Annotated in this window: 16 protein-coding genes; 8 read left to right on the top strand and 8 right to left on the bottom strand. The window is 71.0% G+C overall.

Annotated features, from left to right (window positions below; all coding sequences use genetic code 11):
• On the top strand, nucleotides 1-216 hold a 216-nt coding region (locus tag AB0J09_RS07305), incomplete at its 5' end, for a hypothetical protein (protein WP_360686574.1).
• Here AB0J09_RS07305 and AB0J09_RS07300 read toward each other — a convergent pair.
• The 4 genes from AB0J09_RS07300 to AB0J09_RS07285 form a co-directional block, all read right to left on the bottom strand.
• Nucleotides 201-1,160: a hypothetical protein gene (locus AB0J09_RS07300; RefSeq protein ID WP_360686571.1), complete on the bottom strand. Its 960-nt coding sequence runs from the start codon at nucleotides 1,158-1,160 to the stop codon at nucleotides 201-203. The two genes, AB0J09_RS07305 and AB0J09_RS07300, sit on opposite strands and share 16 nt — an antisense overlap.
• Entirely contained in the window at nucleotides 1,157-2,539 is a 1,383-nt protein-coding gene (locus AB0J09_RS07295; RefSeq protein WP_360686568.1) for an AMP-binding protein, read from the bottom strand. The genes AB0J09_RS07300 and AB0J09_RS07295 overlap by 4 nt, the downstream gene beginning before the upstream one ends.
• Before the next feature lie 231 nt (nucleotides 2,540-2,770).
• Complete coding sequence (locus AB0J09_RS07290) at nucleotides 2,771-3,511, bottom strand: hypothetical protein (RefSeq protein ID WP_360686565.1); 741 nt, start codon at nucleotides 3,509-3,511, stop codon at nucleotides 2,771-2,773.
• 357 nt (nucleotides 3,512-3,868) lie between these two features.
• Nucleotides 3,869-5,137, bottom strand: coding sequence for an MFS transporter (locus tag AB0J09_RS07285; protein WP_360686562.1), 1,269 nt, complete (start codon nucleotides 5,135-5,137; stop codon nucleotides 3,869-3,871).
• A 133-nt stretch (nucleotides 5,138-5,270) separates the two neighbouring features.
• Here AB0J09_RS07285 and AB0J09_RS07280 point away from each other — a divergent pair, with 133 nt between their 5' ends.
• Nucleotides 5,271-6,203 carry a LysR family transcriptional regulator gene (locus AB0J09_RS07280; protein ID WP_360686559.1) on the top strand — a complete coding sequence of 311 codons (933 nt, stop codon included), beginning with the start codon at nucleotides 5,271-5,273 and terminating at the stop codon, nucleotides 6,201-6,203.
• A 134-nt stretch (nucleotides 6,204-6,337) separates the two neighbouring features.
• Here AB0J09_RS07280 and AB0J09_RS07275 read toward each other — a convergent pair whose 3' ends face one another.
• A complete protein-coding gene (locus tag AB0J09_RS07275) occupies nucleotides 6,338-7,972 on the bottom strand; it encodes a protein kinase (protein ID WP_360686556.1) in 1,635 nt (544 codons plus the stop codon).
• Between the two features lie 2 nt (nucleotides 7,973-7,974).
• Complete coding sequence (locus AB0J09_RS07270; RefSeq protein WP_360686553.1) at nucleotides 7,975-9,627, bottom strand: serine/threonine-protein kinase; 1,653 nt, start codon at nucleotides 9,625-9,627, stop codon at nucleotides 7,975-7,977.
• Nucleotides 9,628-10,082: 455 nt separating this feature from the next.
• Here AB0J09_RS07270 and AB0J09_RS07265 point away from each other — a divergent pair, with 455 nt between their 5' ends.
• Complete coding sequence (locus AB0J09_RS07265; RefSeq protein WP_360686550.1) at nucleotides 10,083-10,601, top strand: hypothetical protein; 519 nt, start codon at nucleotides 10,083-10,085, stop codon at nucleotides 10,599-10,601.
• A 177-nt stretch (nucleotides 10,602-10,778) separates the two neighbouring features.
• Nucleotides 10,779-11,078, top strand: coding sequence for a YciI family protein (locus tag AB0J09_RS07260; RefSeq protein ID WP_360686547.1), 300 nt, complete (start codon nucleotides 10,779-10,781; stop codon nucleotides 11,076-11,078).
• A gap of 13 nt (nucleotides 11,079-11,091) precedes the next feature.
• On the opposite strand, the gene AB0J09_RS07255 is transcribed toward AB0J09_RS07260, so the two are convergent.
• Together AB0J09_RS07255 and AB0J09_RS07250 are read right to left on the bottom strand one after the other, a co-directional pair.
• Nucleotides 11,092-12,270, bottom strand: coding sequence for an ATP-binding protein (locus AB0J09_RS07255; RefSeq protein ID WP_360686544.1), 1,179 nt, complete (start codon nucleotides 12,268-12,270; stop codon nucleotides 11,092-11,094).
• Nucleotides 12,267-12,923, bottom strand: a complete 657-nt coding sequence (locus tag AB0J09_RS07250; protein ID WP_349449369.1) for a response regulator transcription factor — start codon at nucleotides 12,921-12,923, stop codon at nucleotides 12,267-12,269. Before AB0J09_RS07250 ends, AB0J09_RS07255 begins: the two co-directional genes overlap by 4 nt.
• A 144-nt stretch (nucleotides 12,924-13,067) precedes the next feature.
• Between AB0J09_RS07250 and AB0J09_RS07245 the strand changes: the two genes are divergently transcribed.
• The 4 genes from AB0J09_RS07245 to AB0J09_RS07230 are packed head-to-tail and all read left to right on the top strand — an operon-like array spanning nucleotide 13,068 to nucleotide 16,628.
• Nucleotides 13,068-13,583, top strand: a complete 516-nt coding sequence (locus AB0J09_RS07245; protein ID WP_360686540.1) for a hypothetical protein — start codon at nucleotides 13,068-13,070, stop codon at nucleotides 13,581-13,583.
• Complete coding sequence (locus AB0J09_RS07240) at nucleotides 13,583-14,716, top strand: peptidoglycan-binding protein (protein ID WP_360686537.1); 1,134 nt, start codon at nucleotides 13,583-13,585, stop codon at nucleotides 14,714-14,716. The genes AB0J09_RS07245 and AB0J09_RS07240 overlap by 1 nt, the downstream gene beginning before the upstream one ends.
• Before the next feature lie 8 nt (nucleotides 14,717-14,724).
• Complete coding sequence (locus AB0J09_RS07235; RefSeq protein ID WP_360686535.1) at nucleotides 14,725-15,408, top strand: ABC transporter ATP-binding protein; 684 nt, start codon at nucleotides 14,725-14,727, stop codon at nucleotides 15,406-15,408.
• Nucleotides 15,408-16,628: an ABC transporter permease gene (locus AB0J09_RS07230; RefSeq protein WP_360686532.1), complete on the top strand. Its 1,221-nt coding sequence runs from the start codon at nucleotides 15,408-15,410 to the stop codon at nucleotides 16,626-16,628. Before AB0J09_RS07235 ends, AB0J09_RS07230 begins: the two co-directional genes overlap by 1 nt.
• Nucleotides 16,629-17,065: the final 437 nt, after the last annotated feature.

The following is a 17,065-nucleotide window of genomic DNA, read 5'->3' as shown; positions in this document are numbered from 1 at the left end:
CGCGCAACGGAGGCGCTCGACCTGCTGGCCATCGCGCGTGATGGGCTCGGGCCCGACGGGCCGCCGGTGTGGCGGGCCCGCGTGCTGCGGGAGCTTGGGCGCGCGCATGCCGAGCTGGGGGAGCGCGAGCGGGCGACCGCGGTCTGGCGCGAGTCGATCGAGCTGTTCGAGAGCGGACCTGAGAGCGCGCAAGTCGAGGCCTACCTGGCCGGCTGATGCCTGATCACGGGCACTTCCGCCACGCCGGACCGCCGCGCCGCCTGCCTCGCCCGGCCAGGCGTCGGCCCCTCGCCGACGATCCGGCCGTCGGTCAGCGCGACCCACACGCCCTCGGGGATCGTGTCGCCGAGCGCCTGTTCCACCTGCGGGCGCGACGGCGCCGGGGTGGGCAGTCTGCGCCAGAAGAGCCACTGCACGACGATGAGTGGGCCGAGCGTGGTCAGCAGCGGCACCGCGCCGCTCCCGGACAGGATGGCCGTGGCCACCACGATCAGCAGCGCGGCGTCGATCCCGGCCGCCGTCCATCCGGCCCGCCTGCCGTACCGCTTGTACGCCACGAGCGGCCACAGCGCGAGCATGAGGCAGTCGCCCAGCCCGACGATCGAGGGGTCGGAGCCGTAACGGGTGGCCAGCACGGGCGCGAACGGCAGCCCGTCGAGCCGCGCGACGAAGTCCATCGTGAGTGAGCTGAGCCCGGTGGCGAGCGTGTCGTAGCAGGTCAGGGCGGCGGCCAGGGCGGCCACCTGGGCCGGGCTGATCGCCGTCTGCACCCAGAGGTTGACCACGCCGACGACCAGCACGATCACCGCCACGTCGTTCAGCACGAGGACGCCCGGCTCCCACCCGGCGAAGTACGCGGCCACATCACCGCCGCACAGCAGCAGCGCCGCGATCGCCGCCGTCCGGCCGCCGAGCACCGGTGCCAGCGTGAGCTGCGCGATCGTGAACACCACGATGCCGAAGACCGTCACGACGATGCCGACGGGGATGTGCAGGTACGCGAACGGCATCGCCACCAGCGCCACGATCATGATCGCGATGTCGGACCCGACGAACTTGCCGACCGGCGGGCGCGGGATCTCGTACCGCGACAGGAAGAGGGCCGCCAGTGCGACAGTCAGCGCGATGAGCGTGTTCAGGCCCAGGACGTGCGCGGTCATCGGACTCCGATCGAGAGGGGAGCGGCGTGCTCGAAGCTCTGCTCGATCAGGTCCGCCCGGACGTGGCAGGGGTGCGGAAGGTCGTCGGGGGTCTCGATCAGCCTGATGTCCTTGATCTTCAGTGCCCCGGCGCGCTCCTCCAGCCGGCCGAGCAGCGCCGGATCGTCCTTACCCGACACCACGTGCAGGATTCCGTCTTCGATCGCGAACCTGGTCGGCAGCGGCAGCGCGGGCTCGGCCTGCAGCAGGTCCAGCACGTCACGGGTGGACACCTCGGCGTCGACGGCGCGGCCCAGGACGCGGGAGGTCGCCGGGATCGCCGCCATCGCGCACGTGGGCGGCTCGGGCAGCGTTCTGACCAGGTCGCCGGTGACGTACCGGAGCAGCAGCGTGGTGTCACGGAAGGTGGAGTACGGGGTGATGACCAGCACGCCGGGCGCGTCCGGCCCGGCGGGCTCCATGGTGACCGGGTCGAGCACCTCGATCAGGCCCTGATCCGTGGGGAGATGCAGGTGGCCGTCGTCGCATACCCGCCCGGCGACGGGCGCGACCTCGGTCATGGAGTAGCCGTCGAAGACCTTGGCCCCCAGAGCCTCCTCGGCGCGCAGGCGCAGCGCGTCCGTGAGCACTTCGCCGCCGGACGTGATCTCGACCAGCCCGAAGTCGCGCGCGCTCCAGCCGCCGCGCTCGGCCTCCTGGACCAGCGCGGCGAGGTAGGAGGCGGTCAGGTTCAGGTGGGTGATCAGGGGCTGCTTGCCGGGGACGTGCAGCGGAGTGGCCAGGCGGTCGAGGGTGGCACGCGGGTCGATCATGCCGAGGTGCACGAATCCCGCGCCCGTCATCGGCACCGCCCGCTCGGCCACGATCTGGGCGATGGAGCGGGAGCTGATGGCGTTGGCCCACACGTGCTCGGAGCGCAGGCCGCCGTTCAACATGGCGGCGAGCGCGGCCATGTACGACATCAGCTCGACCTCGTACGCGGAGAACCACACGAGCGTGGGGCTGCCGGTCGTGCCGGTGGTGTGCGCGAGCACGGCGGGATGGGCCAGTTCGGAGACGAACGCCGCGGGCATGCCACGCAGCGCCTGCTTCGGGGTGGGCGGGACGTCGGCCAGGTCGTCCGCCTCGAGGTGGCGGTAGTACGGGACCTCCGCTTTGGCGTGCTTCATCGTCCGGCGCAGGCGCCGTTTCGTGAGGTCTTCCTGGATCTCCGGATCGGCGGCCGCCAGCATGTCCTCGGAGCCCTCTCCGGGCGAGCCGAACGCCTCCATGGTCGCCCGCGTGTCCTCCACCAGGGCTCGGACATCCCGGATCCGGAACCGCCGGCCCGACATCATCGACCACGCGTAGCCCAGTTGCCGCACCGCTGTGCCGAACACGCCTCGCCCTTCTGTCGCGATGGAGCTGTGCGTCCCCCAGGCCCGGAGCGCCCGGGGGACAAACGAGTGTCAGCCGTTGAGGACGAACACCGCGGTCGACAGCGTGCTGATGGCGTACTTGGCGTACCGGCGAACAGTCTTGACCATGGGACTCTCCCTATTCGTTCGGGATCGGGGGCTTTCGGGCTGCCCCTCTGCCTGTAAACGATCAACCCAGGTCCTACAAACCGGCTACAGAGCCGGTACACGCCTTCGCCGGCGCAGGAGGAGGCCGGTGGCGGAGGAGAGGATGAGCAGGAAGCCCACTCCCATCAGCACCCGCCCATCGGGTCCGGCCTCGCCACCGCCTCCTGTCTCGGCTCCTCCCTCCGGGGTCCTTGTGGTGGTGGCGGTGGATGTCGGCTGGGGGCTTGTGCTCTCTTGATCGCTGGCCTCGGGGCTGGGACTGGTCGACTGTCCCGTTCCGGGGATGGTGAGGGGGTACATCGTCAGGGCGCTCTTGTTCTGGACCTCGCACTTGATCGCGGGATCGTTGTTCCGGGGCCCGAAGTTGATGGACGCCGCGCGCACGGTGCCGGTGCCCGGGTTGTTCGGCGTCGTCTTCATCTCGACCGTCGTCGTGGGGAGCGGGATCGGCTCTCTTGGAGTGATCGTCCCGATCGGGGCGACTCCGGTGGCCGACGTGAGCCGGTCGATGTCGCTGATGCCCGCATACGCGTACAGGTTGATCTCGCCCTCCAGACCCGTGGTGGGGGCGCGCAGCTCGAAGCCGTCGACGTAGGAGCCGTTCCAGCCGATCGTCATCTCCTCGCCCACCTCGGCGTCCGTGGGCACCGTCAGCTCGACGTTGACCTTGACGTTCTGCGTCTCGGCCGTGCCTTGGAAGGCGCACTTGTACTCCACGACATCGGCCTGGGCGGCGGCGGACGAGAGTAACAGGGTGGCGGCTGGGACGAGCAGCAGGACACGCACGGCGGCTCCCTTGCTACGGACGGGGCACATGAGGAGACGGGGCGCGAGCGTGCCGGGTTGACACCTCTGTCCAAGTTCGGACAAGTACCTTCTGATCGGCTGCCTGTCCTTACGCATTCCCGCAGGCCAGAGCGGGCCCGGCCCGTAACGGATGTCACTCGTGTGCTGGGTCGGGAGAGGCGGGGCCTCTCAGCGGGAGTGACCGGTCGCCTTGGCGGCGGCGAGATGATCTTGCAGTTCGGCGTGGCGAAACTGGTAGAAGGGTCCAACGGTTCGCAGGACGCCCAGGTGGTGCCGGTTCGACGATCAGCCCGGCCACCACCGCCGCCACGATGGTGCCAGCGAGTCAAGAGCCCGTCAGGCGCGGCTCGGTGCCGGCTCCGGCTCGGAGAGAAGGGCGGCCGGGCGGCGGGGGAGCAGCAGCGGGGTCGCCAGCAGGAGCACGCCGGCCAGGCCGATGGCCGTACGCGGGCCGAGCAGGCCGCCCAGCACGCCCCAGACGGCCGTCAGGAGCGCGGTCGAGGCCTTGGTCGTCACCGCCCAGGCGGACAGCATGCGGGCGACCCGGTCGGTCGCGGTGCGCTCGAGGCGGTAAGTGGCGCAGACGGGGTTGAAGACCCCGCAGCAGAAGATGAGCCCAAGCTCGACGCCCATCACCAGCAGCAGCCCTCCGGTGCCCGGCCCCAGGAAGGCCAGGCCGACGGGCCAGAGCGCGCGCAGCGCCCCGACCACGACCAGGACCTGGTGCTGCCCGAACCAAGTGACGAGCGGTCGGGCCAGCCGCGAACCGAGCAGCCCACCGATCGAGGGCGCGGCGAAGGCGAGGCCGTACTGCCAGGGTGCGAACCCGAGTTGGCCGAGCATCAGGACGGTCAGCAGCGGCTGGGTGGCCATCACCAGGCCGTTGAACAGGGCGGTGTTGAACAACAGCCGACGCAGCGTCGCGTCGGCGCGGATGTACCGCCAACCGTCGAGCAGGTCCCCGGCCCGCATGCGCGCGGCCTCCCGGCGCTGGGGCCGCGGCTCGTGCCCGCCCATCGCGCCGATGCCCAAGGCCGAGAGCAGGTAGCTGACCGCGTCGGCCACCACCGTCGCCACCGGACCGAGGAGCCCGATCGCCGCGCCGCCCAGTGGCGGTCCGATGATCGTGGTCGTCCAGGCCGTGGACTCGAATCGGGCGTTGGCGACGAGCAGGTCCTCGGCCTGCAGCAGCGTCTTCAGGTACGCGCCGGAGGCGGCGCGGAAGGTGATGTCGGCCGCCGCGACGACGACCGAGACCAGCAGGAGCTGAAGGAAGGTGAGCACACCGAGCGCGAACGCGGTGGGGATCGTCAGCAGCGCCGCGAACCGCACCAGGTCCATCGCGATCAGCACCGGCCGCTTGCGGCGGAACTCCACCCACGGGCCGAGCGGCACCGCCACGGCCGCGCCCACCAAAGCCCCCACGCAGGAGAGCGCGGCGACCTCGGCCGGTCCGGCGTGCAACACCTGAATGGCGATCAGCGGGAACGCGCCGAAGGCGAGCCACGTACCGAGCGCGCTGGTCCCGTACGCTCCCCAGAGCCACCCGAACCGCCGCCCCAGCCGATGTCCGCGCAGATATCCCACCCGGTGCCCGCTCCTCATGCCCGACGCTCCTCGCTACTCACCCGTACAACCGATCCGCGATCGGAAGCATCAAAGCGCGCACCATACCCGGGGATCAAACAACTGCAGGGCCGTCGGCCACAACCAGCGGTTGTGCCCATAGAGTGTCGGCGTGGACCTCGACACCGTCCGGACCTTCGTCGCCGCCGCCGACGCGGGGCAGTTTCAGGAGGCCGCCGCCGAGCTGGCGGTCACCCAGCAGGCTGTCTCCAAGCGCATCGCCGCGCTGGAGCGCAACCTCGGCGTGCGGCTGTTCACCCGCACGCCGCGCGGCGCCGAGCTCACCATCGATGGGCAGGCGTTCCTGCCCCACGCGCGCGAACTGCTGCGCGTCGCCGAGCGCGCGGTCGCGTCCGTGCGCACCGGCCGCCGTCCGCTGCGCGTCGACATGATCGCCTCGCGCAGCGCGGCGTCGGGCCTGATGCGCGGCTTCCACCGCGCGCACCCCGAGATCGAGCTCGACGTGGTGATGCTGTTCGATGTCGAGACGGCCCTCGCCGCCATTCGGTCCGGTGCGATCGACGCGTCCTTCCGCGCCGTCGCCGTGCCCGGCCGGCCCCTTCCCGAGGACATCGAATCCGTCCGGGTGCTCGACGAGCCGCTCCAGCTCCTCACCGGGCCCGCCCACGCGCTGGCCGGCGCCCGGTCGGTGACCCTCGCTCAGCTCGCCGGGCACCGGATCTGGATGCCCGGTATCGTCCCCGGAACCGAGTGGGCCGCCTACTACGACGATCTCGTCGCCGAGTTCGGCCTCACCATCGAGGCGACCGGCCCCAACTTCGGCTCCGACGCGCTCCTCGACACCATCGCCGACACCCCGGCCTTGGCCACTTTCATGGGCGAGCAGACCCGCCTGGTCTGGCCCGCCGACCACGGCCTGCGCCGCATCCCGGTGACCGACCCGACGCCTGTCTACCCGCACTCGCTCCTGTGGCACCGCGACAACCCCCACCCAGCGCTGGCCACCCTCCGCGCCCACCTCGCCGCAGCGGCCGGCCACGACGCCGCCGGGACCTGGACGCCGGGCTGGGTGATTCCGCGCTGAACGCCGCCGCGTCTGCGATCATCGTGGCCGGATCGACGGACGGTGGCTCGGGGCAGGCACGGCCATCGAAAAACTCCGGCTCCGCCCGCCGCAGCGACCCCTCCATCCCGCGCGCCCGGCTCGCCCGGCAGGCCCTACCAACCTTCGCCCCAGCTCTCGCTGTTGCTGCAGATCTTCACCGCGACGCTCTTCCGGAAGCTCTTGGGGGTGACCACCTCGAAGACGATGTTGTACGTGCCGGCGCCCTTCCACGTGATGGACGGAAGCAGGGGCTTCGACGAAGGCGTGCCCTGCTGCCTGCCCTGGTTCTGACCGTTGACGAGCCACCGGTAGCTGTAGGTGCCCGTGGCCGCGACCTTGGCCCAGATGTTCGTGTCGTTGCGCCAGCAGTCGCCCAGCTTGAAGCCCTCGTAGGTGAAGGTCACCGATGTCACGCTCCCCGAGTCGCCGCTGGTCGCGGTCGGTTTGGCGGTGGTGGGTCTGGTGGTGGGCCGCGACGTGGGTTTGGTGGTGGGCTCCGTCGTGGGGTGGGCGGTTGCGCTGGTCTTGGGGGCCTTCGGGGTCTTCGTGGTCTTGGTGGGGCGGGGCTCGGAGGTCGGGTGGGAGGTTTTGGCGGACTTCGTCGCCCCGGCGACGGGGGCGGAGGGGGTGGGGGCCGGGGCTGTGACGATGGTGGCGTTGGTGGTCCGGCCGGGCCATATGGGTGACCAGAGCCAGGCTGCCGCCACGGCACCGGCCACGACGACCGCGGTCCCGCCGGCCACGAAGACCGGCGTGCGCTGGTTGCCGGAGGTCGCCCGGATGGGCCCGGCGTGGCGGTGGTGGACCGGAGGCTGCTGCGGATGCCCGGGTCCGGCGCCCTGGCCGGGGAATCCCGCCGGCGACGGACCGCCCGAGAATGCCGCGTGCCCGGGTCCGTGGCCCGGAAATGGCGCGCGCGCCGGTCCGTGGCCGGGGGAGGCCGTGTGTGCGGGACCGCCCGGCGATGCGTGGTACGCGTGTCCACCTGGAGATGGGGGCGCCTGGCCGCCGATGAGCTGGAAGAGGACGTCCTGCATGGCCGGGCGGACCGCGGGGTCCTTGGCGAGGCACGCGTACACGATCGAGCGCAGCGGCTCGGGCACCCCGTCGAGGCGCGGCTCCTCGTACTGGATCCGCCTGAGCACCGCGGGCAGGGAGTCGTTGCCGAACGGCGGGGCGCCGGTGGCCGCATACACGATGACCGCCCCCCACGCGAACACGTCCACGGCCGGGCCGGCGGCGGCGCCCATGAACTGCTCGGGCGCCATGTACGCGGGCGTCCCCACAATGCTGCTGGTACGGGTCAGCGCGGCGTCCGTGGCCCGGGCGATGCCGAAGTCGATGACGCGCGGCCCGTCCCGTCCGAGCAGGACGTTGGCGGGCTTGAAGTCCCGGTGGACGACGCCCGCGCGGTGGATGGCGGCCAGCGCGGTGGCCGTCGCGACCGCCAGCCGTTGCAGGTCGGCCCCGGCGTGGAGGCCCGCCTTCTGGAGCGAGGGGCCCTCGACGTACTCGGTCACGATGTACGGCCGTGCGCCCAGCGAGGCGTCCAGCACCTGCGCGATGCAGAACGGCTCCACCCGCCGCGCGGCCGCGATCTCCTTGGCGAACCGGCCGTCACCGGGCAGCCCCTCGCGCAGCACCTTGACGGCGACCGGGGTGCCGTCGGGGGCGGTGGCCAGGTAGACCACACCCTGGCCCCCCTCGCCGAGCTGCCTGACGACCCGGTACGGGCCGATGGTCTCCATCGTCACGAGGTTTCTATGGCGCAGACGTTGAACGAGACGCTCTTCTGCGCCGCGGAGGGCGAGGTGACCTTGAGGGTGACGGTGTGGCGCCCGGCCTTGAGCATGTACATCCCCGAAGTCGCGAACGCGGTGTATTGGTCCTCTGGCACCCACGACCTGTTTCGCGAGACCGACTTGCCGTCGAGTAGCCAGGCGTAGGAGACCCAGACCTCACGTCGGGTCGACTCCACATTGGTCTGGAAGTGCACCGGTGGCATGTAGCAGCCTTCGGCGTCGTTCTGGCCGGGACCGCCGAACAGCTCGATCTCGAGGATGCTGGCCCGCGCGTTGGTGACCGGCTTCTTGGTGGTGCGGGTGGGCGTCGGGGTCTTGGTCGGGCGCGCCGTGGTGGCCTTGGGCGTGGTCGAGAGCGTGGGAGTGGTCTTGGGGGTGCTCTTCCGTACGGTGGGCGTATGGGTGGGCTTGCGGGTCTTCCGTGGCGGCGGCGTCGTGGCCGGGTGTTTCGTGGTCTGGGTGGCGGAAGGGCTCGGGGAATCGGCGGCGAGGGATGCCGAGTTGGGCAGCCTCGACCAGGGGGCGAGCCAGACGACGCTGCCGACCAGCGTCACCACCACGACACTCGACACGCCCACGGCCACCGGCACGCCGATCCGGCGACCACCCGTAGCCCGAGCCCTCCGGCCTGGCCCAAGCCCTGCTCCCGGCATCGGCCCCTGGCCGGGCATCGGGCCTAGCCCCTGACCGGGCATCGGGCCAAGCCTCTGGCCGGGCATCGGTCCGGGTCCGTACCCAGGCATAGGCGTTGGTCCGGGCCCTTGGACCCGCACTTGCGCCTGGGCCTGGAAGTCCTGGTGCGGGCTCGGGACCGCGGGGTTCTGCCCGCTCAGCAGCCGCAGGATCACGTCCCGCATGGTCGGCCGGGCGCGCGGATCCTTGGCCAGGCAGTCGTACACGATCGACTGCAACGGCTGCGGCAGGTCACCGAGCTGCGGTTCATTGTGCAGGATGCGGTTGATGATGGCAGGCAACGTGTCATGCCCGAACGGCGGCGTCTCGTTGGCCGCCCACACCATGACCGACGCCCAGGCGAACACGTCGGTGGGCTGCCCCACCGGCTGCCCCGCCAGCTGCTCGGGAGCCATGTACGCGGGCGTCCCGACGATGCTGCTGGTATGCGTGACAGCGTCGTCCATGGCACGGGCGATGCCGAAGTCGATGACGCGCGGCCCGCCGGGACCGAGCAGCACGTTCGCGGGCTTGAAGTCCCGATGCACGATGCCCGCCGCATGGATGGCGGCCAGCGCGGTGGCCGTCGCGACCGCCAGCCGCTGCAGGTCCGCCCCGCTGTGGCGGCCTGCCTGCTGCAGGGAAGGCCCGTCGACGTACTCGGTCACGATGTACGGTCGTTCACCCAGCGAGACGTCCAGCACCTGCGCGATGCAGAACGGCTCCACCCGCCGCGCGGCCGCGATCTCCTTTGCCAGCCTGTCGTCGAAGCCCGCGCCCTCGCGTAGCAGCTTGACAGCCACGTACCGGCCGTCGGGCGTCTGCCCGAGATAGACGGTCCCCTGACCGCCCGCCCCCAGCCGGCCGAGCAAGCGATATGCGCCTAACGCCGCTGGGTCATCCTCCCGCAGCGGTTCGACATGCGCCATGAGAGAAGTGACTCCTGATACGGGTGCGGGTGATCTTTCGTACCATAGCGACTGGAATACAGATTTGTTGCGATGTTCCGGAGTCGTCGAAAACCTTCCCGCGTCAGGACCTGTCCCTGGATTGTCGGTGGCGACTGGCAAGGTATCCCCGGATCTTCGGATCGCACCGGCCACGACGGCCGAGTGCCGACGCCACGGGACCGCATGGGGGCACTTTGTCCGACCGCGCCGGCAAGAGCGCAGCCGCGCCTCAGCCACCCGACTCGAACGCGCCGCGCTCTGACATCCGCGCCGGGACGTCCGCACCGGTCGCTCGGGGCGGTGGCCGTGCTCGTCGCGGCCGTCACTCTGCTGGTGCCGTCGGTTTGGCGCATCCGAGCCGAAGAGGGCTGAACTTTTCGCCACGCCCGCCACTCGAAGCATGAGTACGGTTCGACACTCCCGGGGAGATCATCATGAAGAAGGTGCTCGCAGCGGTTCTGGCAGGCGGGGCTCTGCTCACCGCGGGCACGCCCGCGCTCGCCCAGGCCAGCGCTCAGGCCGGCGCTCAGACCACCGCCAAGACCACGCTGGGGCCGTACGGCTACGGCAAGGTCAGGCTCGGCATGAGCGAGAAGCAGGCCAAGGCGACCGGGCAGATCGTGCTCAAGATGCCCGGCGAGGAGGGCTCGTGCTCCGGCTGGGACCTGAAGGCACACCCCAGTGGCAAGAACGCCGTGGGCCTGTACATCTCCAAGAAGAAGGGTGTGGCCCTGATCGGTGCCCCGAAGGGGGTCAAGACACCCGAGGGCATCGGCATCGGCTCCACGATGAAGCAGATCAAAAAGGCGTACCCGAACGTGAAGACCCCGAAGGACGGGTTCCCGTACGTCAGCGTCCCCGGCAACCCCAAGGCCTACTACGCCCTCCTGGTCTCGAAGGGCAAGATCTACGAGCTGAACCTCCTGCTCAACTCGCAAGACTGCGTCAACTGACGAAGCGATCATCGCGGTGGTCGTACCCGAATGGTCAGCGCACGGGTTGAAGCCGTTCGGGGAGGACCAGCTCACACCTTCCCCCATCAACGACCGTGAGCCCGACCGGCACGGGTTCCCATCCGCGAAGGGGGGAGGTCGCTTCTGGCGGCGTCCACACCCAGCGAAAATGGTCCCATGTTGCACGTGCTGCTGGTGCGCTACACCGCTCCGATCGACCAGGTGACCCCGCATGTTCCCGGCCACGTGGCCTACCTGGAGCGGTGGCACGCCGACGGGACGTTCCTGCTGTCCGGCCAGACCGTTCCCGACAGCGTCGGCGGCGTGATCCTCGCCGTCGGCCCACGCGAGCATGTCGAGAAGGCGGCGGCGGAGGATCCGTTCGCGGTCGCGGGCGTGGCCGAATACGAGATCGTGACCGTCGACCCGGGCCGCGTCCGCGACGACCTGCGCGCGCTGCTCTCCAAGAGTCACTGAGGCTTCCCAAACGTCACTGAAGGGCCCGCGGCAGGGACGCGGTCACGACCAGGCCGCCGCCCTCCCGCGGCTGCGCCCTGACGTCCCCGCCGTGCGCGACCGCCACCGACCGCACGATCGACAGCCCCAGCCCGGCGCTTCTGGCTGTGACCACGCGCTCGGCCCCGTGCCGGTGGAACGGCTTGAACAGCAGCGGGATGTCGTACGGCGGCACGCTCGGCCCGGTGTTGCTCACCTCGACCTCGACCTTCCCGTCCGACACGGTACGGCTCACCACCCGCACCCACCCGGTCCCGTCGTCCACGTTGTGCCGGATGCCGTTCTCGACGAGGTTGTGCACCAGCCGTTCGAGCAGCAACGCGTCCCCGGTGGTGGGCGCCTGAGCGGCGACCTCGTACACGGTGACCTTCGCGTCGTGAGCGTCCCCGGCCGTCTGCGCGACCACGTGCGTCACCACGTCCGCCAGGTCCACCGGCGACCGGTCCGCGATCTCCTGCTCGGACCGGGCCAGCAGGAGCAGGCCGGAGATGAGTCGTTCGTGGCGGGCGTTGATCTCCAGCAGGCTCTCGCCCAGCTCCTTGACCTCAGGAGGGGCCGCACGGCGGTGCATGGCCAGCTCGACCAGCGCCCGGTTCAGGGTCAGTGGCGTGCGCAGCTCGTGCGAGGCGTTCGCCACGAACCTGCGCTGCCCGTCGAAGGACTCGTCCAGCCGCTCCACCATGGTGTCGAACGTGTCGGCGAGCTGCTTGACCTCGTCCGCGGGACCCTGCAGCGCGATCCGCTCGTGCAGCCCGCGTTCGGCCATGGGGGCGGCCGCGATCCTGCGCGCCGTGTCGGTCACACGGTGCAGCGGGGCCAGCGCCCGGCCCGCGACGAACCAGCCGAGCCCCAGCGCCGCGCCGCCGGCCACGACCAGCGCGATCGCGCCCTCCGTGATCAGCGACGTGACGGCCGCGCCGCGTATCTCCCCCTCCTGCCGCCGCAGCCACTCCACCGCGGCGTCGCCGGTGAGCACGACGCCGTCCTCGGCCAGGATCAGGTTCTTCATCTTGCCGGGCTCCGGCTTGTACCGGCTCTCGAACGACTGGGTCAGCTGCTGGTTGAACAGGAGATAGGTGACGCCGAGCAGGGCCAGCCCGGCGACCAGGAAGACGGCGCCGTACATCAACGTGAGCCGCAACCGGAGGGTCATGCGATCCGGTACCCCACCCCCGGCACGGTCTCCACGACCGGCGGGTCGGCGAGCTTGCGGCGCAGCTTGAGAATGGTGAGCCGGACCGCCCCGGTGAACGGGTCCGCGTTCTCGTCCCACGCCTTCTCCAGCAGCTGCTCGGCCGAGACGACGCTCCCGTTCGCCCGCAGCAGCTCGGCCAGCACCGCGAACTCCTTCTTCGACAGCGGCACGAACCGCCCGTTCCTGAACACTTCCCTGCGTGCCGGATCGAGCGTGATCCCGGCCCGCCGCAGCACGGGCGGGACGGCCGGGCGCGAGCGCCGCCCCAGGGCCAGCACGCGGGCGGCCAGCTCGGGGAACGCGAACGGCTTCGCCAGGTAGTCGTCGGCCCCCAAGGACAGCCCGGTCACCCGGTCGTCGAGCTGGGCGGCGGCCGTCAGCATCAGCACCCGCGCGTCCCGCTCCGACTCGACCAGCTCCCTGCACACCTCGTCGCCGTGCACGCGCGGCAGGTCGCGGTCCAGCACGACCACGTCGTAGTCGTTGACGGCGATCCGTTCCAGCGCGGCCTCGCCGTCGTGTGCCAGATCGACCGCATGGGTCTCCTCGCGCAGCCACTCGGCAATCGCGTCGGCGAGCAGCCGCTCGTCCTCAACCACCAGCACCCGCATGGCGTACCTTTCATTCGCTTACGGAGCTGAGTGTGGCCCAGGCGGCATTTGCTCAAAATAAGCGCGAACGGAAACGCTGAGGAAACAGCGACCCCTATTGCATCTCCCCTCGAAACGGCATTCATCCGACAGAGGAGAGATTCCATGCGAGCACGAGTCCTCGGAGCGCTGGCGGCCGCCGCTCTGTTCCTGGCCGGCTGTGGCGCGGACGACGGCGGCGGAGCCGACGTGGCCTCGGTCACCGGCACCGGCACCCAGGCCGCGGCCAGCGCGAAGCCGAGCGAAGACCCGTACCAGAAGATGCTCAAGTTCGCCCAGTGCATGCGCGAGAACGGCGTGCAGATGGACGACCCGCAGCCGGGCAAGGGCATTTTGATGAAGCTCGACGGGAGCGTCCCGAAGGAGACGGTCGACAAGGCTCAGGAGGCGTGCAAGCAGTACGCCCCGAGCGGCGAGCGGTCCGGCCAGCCCGACCCGAAGCGGGGAGAGGCGCTGCGCAAGCTCGCCCAGTGCATGCGTGACAACGGCGTGGAGAGCTTCCCTGACCCCGACGGCGGCGCCATGCGCATCACCGGCGAGGTCGGCGACGACCCCGACTTCAAGTCCGCCCAGCAGAAGTGCCAGAAGGAGTCCGCTGAGGCCGGTATGGGAGGGCTTTGATGGGGATGGCCACCCTTGATGGAAAGGCGGAGCCGGACGCGACGCCCTCCCGTACGCGCCGGCGTCGCGGCCGGGGCAAGGTGGTCGCCGGGCTCCTGATCGTGGTGGCCGTGGCCGGCGGCGGGTTCGTGGCCGTCAACAGCGCGGGCCTGCTCGAAGGCAGCGCCGGCCCCACGCGGTCGGCCAACGCCCTGCCCCCGGCCACCGCCACGGTGACCAGGCAGACCCTGAACGACACCAGGGACGCCGACGGCGAGCTCGGCTACGGCCCGGTGACCACGGCGGTGAGCAGGAAGCCCGGCACGATCACCTGGCTGCCCGACAGCGGCGCGCAGATCACCCGCGGCAGGTCGCTGTACCGGGTGGACAACAAGCCGGTCATGCTCATGTACGGCTCGACGCCCGCGTACCGCGACCTCAAGGCCGGCGTGGAGGGCAAGGACGTCGAGAACCTGGAGCGGAACCTCAGCAAGCTCGGCTACGACGGGTTCACGGTGGACGACGAGTACACCTATGACACGGCCGAGGCGGTCAAGGAGTGGCAGGAGGACCGCGGCCTGGACGAGACGGGCGTGGTCGAGCTGGGCCGGGTCGTCTTCGCCCCTGGCAAGGTGCGCGTGGAGAGCCTGGAGTCCGAGAAGGGCCAGCCGACCGCTCCGGGGCAGAAAGTCCTGACTTATACGGGCACGTCCAAGGTGGTCACGGTGAAGCTGGAGGCCGAAGATCAGCGGATGGCCAGGAAGGGCGCCCAGGTCGATGTCACGCTGCCGGACGGCAAGAGCGTGAAGGGCAAGGTCACCGAGGTGGCCACGGTCATCGAGCCGGGCGAGGGCCAGAACGCGGATCCGGAGACCCGGGTGGAGGCGCTCGTCTCGATCGGGAACGCCAAGGCCGCCAAGGGGCTGGACAAGGCGGCGGTGGACGTGACGTTCACGGCCTCCAAGCGCAAGAACGTGCTGACCGTGCCGGTGGCGGCGCTGGTGGCGCTGCAGGAGGGCGGGTACGGGTTGGAGGTCATCGAAGGAGGCAAGTCCCGATATATCAAGGTCGAGACTGGTCTGTTCTCCGGGGGGCGGGTCGAGGTCAGCGGCGACGGGCTCGCCGAGGGCACGACCGTGGGGATGCCGAAATGACGTACCCCATGATCGCTCTGACGGACGTGTGCAGAACGTACCCGGGCGGCGTGGCGGCGCTGAACTCGGTGTCGCTGCGGATCGAGCACGGCGAACTGGTCGCCATCGCCGGCCCGTCCGGGTCGGGCAAGTCGACGATGCTCAACGTCGTCGGCACCCTCGACCGGCCCACGTCCGGGACCATCCACATCGACGGGTACGACGTGTCGAAGCTGTCGGACAGCCAGCTGTCGGCGTTGCGGGCCACGACGATCGGGTTCGTGTTCCAGTCGTTCCACCTGGCCGCGAAGGTCCCGGCGCTGGACAACGTGGCCGACGGCCTCGTCTACACCGGCCTGGGCAGGTCGGAGCGGCGCCGCCGCGCGGCCCAGGCGCTGGAACGGGTGGGGCTCGGGCACCGGATGGACCACGAGCCGCACGAGCTGTCCGGCGGCGAGCGGCAGCGCGTGGCCATCGCCAGGGCCGTGGCGGGCGACCCGCCGCTGCTCCTCGCCGACGAGCCGACCGGGGCCCTGGACTCGGTGTCGGGCACGGGGGTGATGGAGCTGCTGCACGAGCTGAACGCGGCCGGCACCACCATCGTGATCATCACGCACGACCGGGAGATCGCCGCGAGCCTGCCCAGGCAGGTACGGATGCGCGACGGCCAGATCATCTCCGACACCGCGCGGGTCCCTCTGGAGGCGGTGTGATGGCCGTCGTGGAGGTGGCGCGCCCGAAACTGCGCCCGGCCAGAATGCGGTCCCGCGACGTGATGCGGGTCGGGGCGGTGGGCCTGCGCACCCGGCCGCTGCGGGCGTTCCTGTCCGCGCTGGGCATCGCCATCGGCATCGCGGCCATGGTGGGCGTGGTCGGGCTCTCGTCCTCGTCGGGCGCCGAGCTCGACCGTACGCTCTCCGCGCTCGGCACCAACCTGCTCACGGTCTCGTCCGGCACCACGATCATGGGCGAGGCCGCGCAGATGCCGAAGGAAGCGGAGGCGATGATCGAACGCATCGGCCCCGTCGAGGCCGTCTCGTCGATCGGGCGCATGGGCGACGTCAAGGTCTACCGGTCGGAGGAGATCCCCGAGGCCCAGACCGGCGGCATCGCCACGTACGCGGCCCGCCTCGACCTGCCCGCCACCGTGGGCGCGACCCTGCGGAACGGCACCTGGCTCAACGCGGCCACCGAACGCTACCCGGCCGCCGTGCTCGGCTCCTCCGCGGCGCAGCGGCTCGGCGTCGGCTCGGCCTCGCCCGACACGCAGGTCGTGGTCGGAGGGATCCGCTTCACGGTCGTCGGGATCCTGAACCCGGTGGCGCTCGCCACCGACCTGGACAGCGGCGTCCTGGTCGGCTGGCCGGTGGCGGAGTCCAGGCTGGGCTTCGACGGGCACCCGACCACGCTCTACACCCGCTCGGACGAGGCCAAGCTGGAGGCCGTACGCCAGGTGCTGGCCGGCACCGCCAACCCGGAGGCGCCCAACGAGGTGGACGTATCCCGGCCGTCCGACGCCCTGGCCGCCAAGCAGGCGACCAGCCAGGCGTTCGCCAACCTCCTGCTGGGGGTGGGCGCGGTGGCCCTGCTCGTGGGCGGGGTCGGCGTGGCCAACACCATGGTCATCTCGGTGCTGGAACGCCGCGCGGAGATCGGCCTGCGCCGCTCCCTCGGGGCCACACGCGGCCAGATCCGCACCCAGTTCCTCGCGGAGTCGCTCCTGCTGTCGGCCCTGGGCGGTGGTGGGGGGATCCTGTTGGGGACGGGCGTCACGATGGGGTACGCGCTGTACAGCGGCTGGCCCTCGGTGGTGCCCGCCTGGGCCACCATCGGCGGCCTCGCCGCGACCCTGGTCATCGGCGCGGCAGCGGGCCTCTACCCGGCGATCCGCGCCTCCCGCCTGTCCCCAACGGAAGCCCTCTCCACCCCCTGACGCCCCTCACCCCGGTACCCGCACACTCACACGCCGCCCGGTCCGGGTGCGTCGTTCGCGCCCGACAGCGAGGCTTGGCCGCGACGCTCGGCTTGGCCGCGACGCTCGGCCCGGCCGCGGCGCTGAGGCTCGGGTGTGCTGCTTGGTTGGGGCGTGCCGCTTGCACACCGCCTCGCGGCACGGCTCGGGTGCCGGCCGGTTGCGGGCGTGCGGCTCGCACACCGCCTCGCGGCTCGGCTCAGGTGCCGCTCCCACTCGGGAGCTCGGCTCGGCAGCGCGGCTCGGCTCGGGAGCGTTGTTCTATGGGGGCGCGGCTGTTCGGTTGGAGTGCAGCCGCGCCATCGTCGCGCCGTCGCCGTGCCGTCATGGGTGGCGCCGTCATGCGCTGCGCCGTGCCACTACGCGACCCGTGACCGCAGCAACGCCCTCGGCAGCGG

Origin of the sequence: Nonomuraea sp. NPDC049784 (assembly GCF_040659615.1) — a bacterium.
GTDB lineage: Bacteria > Actinomycetota > Actinomycetes > Streptosporangiales > Streptosporangiaceae > Nonomuraea.
The sequence above is the reverse complement of the archived record's forward strand: the minus strand, read 5'-3'. Positions and strand labels throughout refer to the sequence as shown.

Bases quoted from the DNA above. Each gene is read 5' to 3' on its own strand.
- AB0J09_RS07300 (WP_360686571.1), bottom strand. From the start codon at position 1,160: ATGACCGCGCACGTCCTGGGCCTGAACACGCTCATCGCGCTGACTGTC.
- AB0J09_RS07285 (WP_360686562.1), bottom strand. From the start codon at position 5,137: ATGAGGAGCGGGCACCGGGTGGGATATCTGCGCGGACATCGGCTGGGG.
- AB0J09_RS07275 (WP_360686556.1), bottom strand. From the start codon at position 7,972: ATGGAGACCATCGGCCCGTACCGGGTCGTCAGGCAGCTCGGCGAGGGG.
- AB0J09_RS07270 (WP_360686553.1), bottom strand. From the start codon at position 9,627: ATGGCGCATGTCGAACCGCTGCGGGAGGATGACCCAGCGGCGTTAGGC.
- AB0J09_RS07265 (WP_360686550.1), top strand. From the start codon at position 10,083: ATGAAGAAGGTGCTCGCAGCGGTTCTGGCAGGCGGGGCTCTGCTCACC.
- AB0J09_RS07260 (WP_360686547.1), top strand. From the start codon at position 10,779: ATGTTGCACGTGCTGCTGGTGCGCTACACCGCTCCGATCGACCAGGTG.
- AB0J09_RS07255 (WP_360686544.1), bottom strand. From the start codon at position 12,270: ATGACCCTCCGGTTGCGGCTCACGTTGATGTACGGCGCCGTCTTCCTG.
- AB0J09_RS07250 (WP_349449369.1), bottom strand. From the start codon at position 12,923: ATGCGGGTGCTGGTGGTTGAGGACGAGCGGCTGCTCGCCGACGCGATT.
- AB0J09_RS07245 (WP_360686540.1), top strand. From the start codon at position 13,068: ATGCGAGCACGAGTCCTCGGAGCGCTGGCGGCCGCCGCTCTGTTCCTG.
- AB0J09_RS07240 (WP_360686537.1), top strand. From the start codon at position 13,583: ATGGGGATGGCCACCCTTGATGGAAAGGCGGAGCCGGACGCGACGCCC.
- AB0J09_RS07235 (WP_360686535.1), top strand. From the start codon at position 14,725: ATGATCGCTCTGACGGACGTGTGCAGAACGTACCCGGGCGGCGTGGCG.
- AB0J09_RS07230 (WP_360686532.1), top strand. From the start codon at position 15,408: ATGGCCGTCGTGGAGGTGGCGCGCCCGAAACTGCGCCCGGCCAGAATG.